Origin of the sequence: Streptomyces sp. URMC 127 (genome assembly GCF_051386535.1) — a bacterium.
Taxonomy (GTDB): domain Bacteria; phylum Actinomycetota; class Actinomycetes; order Streptomycetales; family Streptomycetaceae; genus Streptomyces.
This window is the reverse complement of record NZ_JBPQTW010000372.1, coordinates 1-3,370: the sequence shown is the minus strand read 5'-3', so window position 1 is coordinate 3,370 and position 3,370 is coordinate 1. Positions and strand designations below refer to the sequence as shown.

General features: G+C 71.8%; 3 protein-coding genes. 2 read left to right on the top strand and 1 reads right to left on the bottom strand.

The features are described from left to right. A partial coding sequence (locus tag ACSNOH_RS34075; protein WP_436725321.1) for an ATP-binding SpoIIE family protein phosphatase occupies positions 1–1,300 on the top strand: 1,300 nt, incomplete at its 5' end. 77 nt (positions 1,301–1,377) lie between these two features. Here ACSNOH_RS34075 and ACSNOH_RS34070 read toward each other — a convergent pair. Next, a complete protein-coding gene (locus ACSNOH_RS34070) occupies positions 1,378–2,679 on the bottom strand; it encodes an MFS transporter (protein ID WP_436725320.1) in 1,302 nt (433 codons plus the stop codon). A gap of 130 nt (positions 2,680–2,809) precedes the next feature. Between ACSNOH_RS34070 and ACSNOH_RS34065 the strand changes: the two genes are divergently transcribed. Next, entirely contained in the window at positions 2,810–3,358 is a 549-nt protein-coding gene (locus tag ACSNOH_RS34065; protein ID WP_436725319.1) for a MarR family winged helix-turn-helix transcriptional regulator, read from the top strand. The last annotated feature ends 12 nt before the right edge of the window (positions 3,359–3,370 follow it).

Genomic DNA, 3,370 nt, shown 5'->3' with positions numbered 1-3,370 from the left:
CCACCAGACCCCCGCCCCCGCCGACGCCGAAAGCCGCCCCCGCAGCGGCTACTACACCTTCACCTGCTCCCCGATCGAAGTCGGCGCCACCGAGGCCAAACAGCCCGGCGTCCTCGTCTTCGCCGCCGACGTCACCGACCAGGTCGAGGCCGCCGAGCGGCTGCGCGCCAGCGAACGCCGCCAGCGCGAGGCCGCCGTCACCCTCCAGCGCAGCCTCCTCCCCCAGGAGCTCGAACAACCCGACGACCTCCGCGTCGCCGCCACCTACCAGCCCGGCGGCAAGGACACCGCCGTAGGCGGCGACTGGTACGACGTCATCACCCTCGGCGCCGGCCGCACGGCCCTCGTCATCGGCGACGTCATGGGCCGCGGAGTGCGCGCCGCCGCCGTCATGGGCCAGCTCCGCACCGCCGTCCGGGCCTACGCCCGCCTCGACCTGCCGCCCCACGAGGTCCTCCAGCTCCTCGACGGCCTCGCCGGCGAGATCGACGCCACCCAGATCGCCACCTGCATCTACGCCGTCCACGACCCCAACGAGGGCCGCCTGGTCTACGCCTCCGCGGGCCACCTGCCGATCCTCGTCCGCGACCCCGACGGCACGGTCCGCCGCGCCGCCGAACCCACCGGCCCGCCCCTCGGCACCGGCGGCTGGATGCACACCTCCGGCACCATGCCGCTGGGCCCCGGCTCCAGCGCGGTCCTCTACACCGACGGCCTCGTCGAGCGCCGCACCGAGGACATCGACGAAGGCGTCGCCGCCCTGGAGCGCGCCTTCGCGGGCGCCACCGGATCACCCCAGGTCATGTGCGACCGCCTGATCCGCGCCCTCGGCGTGACCGCCGACCACGACGACGACGTCGCCGTCCTCGTCCTGCAGCACCCCGCCCGCACCGGCCACGACGCCGAGCTCTTCCACAACGCCGCCCTGGAGCTCCTCGGCGGCATCGAAGCAGCACCCCGGGCCCGCGCCTTCGCCTCGGGCGTCCTCGTCAGCTGGCGCTTCCCGACCGAGCTGCGCGACCTGGGCGTCCTCGCCGCGAGCGAGCTCGTCGCCAACTCCCTCCAGCACGGCACACCGCCCATGCGGCTGCGCCTGCGCCGCACCGACCGCCGGCTGATCATCGAGGTCACCGACGGCGACGACCACCTCCCCCGGCGGCGCCGCGCGGAGCCGGCCGACGAGGCGGGCCGCGGCATCTCGATCATTGCCACGATCGCCTCGTCCTGGGGCTCCCGGCGCACGCCCGGCGGCGGCAAGGCCGTCTGGTGCGAGTTCGCCCTGCCGGCGGGGCACGGGTGACAAGAGGAGAGGGAGGGCGCTTACGAGCGCCCTCCCTCTCCTCTTCCTTATATGCCTGTCTTATATGCCCGCGTATCTCAGGCGGGCACGGCAGTGCGCTTCTCCACCGGCTCCACCGGCTCCACCTGGCGGCGCTGCGCACGCGCCAGCAGCGGGTTGTCCTGCGCCGGGGTGAGCCGGCGGCCCAGCCGCAGCGCCAGGACGGTGATGAGCACGGAACAAGCGATCACCATGGCGATGTACGCCGCATACAGACCGCCACCGGCCATCAGACCGCCCACGGACGGCCCGACCGCCAGCGCGAGCTGCTTCACGAGCGCGAACGCAGAGTTGTACTGACCCACCAGCCGGGCCGGCGCCAGGTCCGCCACCAGCGGAGCCACCGTCGGCGACAGCATCGACTCACCGATGCCGAAGAGCGCGTACGTGGAGATCAGCAGCGCGGTCGCGACCCCGTGCGCCCCCGGAACGAGCCCCGAGACCCCCGCGGCCACCCACGCAACGGTCCAGATGACACCCACGAGCGCCATGACCCGGCTGCGCCGGTGCCCCTCGACCAGCTTGAGGACGACGAACTGCGCCAGCACGATCGCCGCGGTGTTGGCGGCGAGCGCGATGCCGAGCGTCGCCGGCGAGATCCGGGTGACCTCGACCGCGAAGGCGGCCAGGCCCGACTCGAACTGCCCGTAGCAGGCGAAGAACATCACGAAGCCCAGGAGGCACAGCTGCACCATGGCCCGGTCGCCCAGCAGCGTCCGCCAGCCGCCCTTGGCGTCCTCGTCCACCGGAACCGCGTCCTCGACCTTCGGCGCCTTCGGCAGCCGCACGGTCGCCACGGCGACACCCAGCACCAGGAACATCGCCGCCTCGATCGCGAAGAGCCGCACGAAGCTGCCCGGGTCCGAGGTGTCCACGATCTGCCCGCCGAGCAGACCGCCGACGCCGAGACCGAGGTTGTTCAGGAAGAACTGCATCGCGAACGCACGCGACCGGGTCGTCGGCGTCGAGCACCAGACGATCATCGTGGCCAGCGTCGGCTGGATCACCGCGATGCCGGCACCCAGCGCGGCGGCCGCGGCGAAGACCAGCGACTCGCTGGACGCCAGCCCCATCCCCATCGACCCGGCGGCGGCGGAGACCGTACCGGCGATGGCCACAGGCAGCGGACCCCGCCGGTCGATGACCCGGCCGACGAAGGGCAGCACGACGAGCGCGGACACGGCGAACGTCATGAGCACCAGGCCTGCGGTGCTCGCTCCGAGGTTCCGTACCTGCGACACATAGATGAACAGGAACGGGACGGTGAAGCCGTTGCCGAACGCGCTCAGGGCGTTCCCCAGCTGGATCCGGCGCAGAGCTGCGCCCATCGCGGTGGTCACACTCACCTTCCTAGGTCGAGGTTGAGGGGCGGTACTGTCCAAGCCTGAAGACTTCAACAGTAAAGTTCGAAGCTAAAGAGTACATGCCGAAGGGCTTTAGTGCGAATCAGTTCGTGTCATACTGCCGGGCATGGCTGACACCCCCGGCGCCTCCGAGCCGAGCCTCGACGAACAGATCGCCGCCTATCAGCGCGAATTCCAGGACCTCGACCCCCAGGTGGAGAAGGTCGTCTCGGCCCTCAGTCGCCTCAACCGGCGGATGAACGTCGCCTACGGACGCCAGACCGCCGAGCTCGGCATCAGCAACGCCGAGTGGGAGGTCCTCAAGGCCCTCGTGCTGGCCGGCGCCCCCTACCGCCTGGGCCCCGGCGACCTCGCCAAGCGGCTCGGCCTCACCCCCGCCGCCATGACCCACCGCATCGACCGCATGGTCGCGGAGGGACTGGTGACCCGGGAGCGCGACGAGAGCAACCGCGTCCGCGTCATCGTCGGCATCACGGAGGAGGGCCGGAGCAAGTGGCTGGAGGCCATGCGGATGGCCACCGTCTTCGAGGAGGACCTCCTCCAGGACCTGTCGGCCGAGGAGCGCGGCCGCCTCGGCGAGATGCTGACCCGCCTGCTGCGCCGGGTGGAGGATGCCCAGCCGGACGCGGGGGGACGGCTGAGCGATCTGGATTGAGGGGTGGGATGG

Bases quoted from the DNA above. Each gene is read 5' to 3' on its own strand.
- ACSNOH_RS34065 (WP_436725319.1), top strand. From the start codon at position 2,810: ATGGCTGACACCCCCGGCGCCTCCGAGCCGAGCCTCGACGAACAGATC.